Annotated in this window: 1 protein-coding gene; it reads right to left on the bottom strand. The window is 71.3% G+C overall.

What is annotated here, in order from left to right:
* Nucleotides 1-369, bottom strand: a 369-nt coding sequence (locus VTU_RS26060; protein ID WP_010102119.1) for a molybdopterin-binding protein, incomplete at both ends; no start/stop codon positions are given.

Here is a 369-nt window from a genome sequence, read left to right on the forward strand (position 1 = left end):
AGCGCGCAATGCGGCTTCGAGCAGGGCGGGATCGTCGCGCACCACGCCCATGTCGATCACCTCCACGCCGAGCCGGCTGAGCATGCCGAACACGGTGTAGCGGTTGCTGTCGTACACCGCCGCCTCGCGCGGGGGATCGCCCGGGCTCAGGATTTCGTCGCCGGTCGAAAAATACGCCACGCGCAGGCGCCGGAACACGGGCACCGTTTCCAGTCCCAGGCTCGCGAGCAGGCCCAGCGCGGCGGGGCCGAGCCATTCGCCCGGCGCCAGCGCGACGCGGCCCTGCATCAGGTCCTCGCCCTTGAAGCGGCGGTTGTCGCCCGGTTTCAGCGTGTCGGCGGCGATGCGGATGCAGCCGTTCCCGGCGTC

The sequence above is a fragment of the Verminephrobacter aporrectodeae subsp. tuberculatae At4 genome, from assembly GCF_000193225.1.
Taxonomy (GTDB): Bacteria; Pseudomonadota; Gammaproteobacteria; order Burkholderiales; family Burkholderiaceae_C; genus Acidovorax; species Acidovorax aporrectodeae.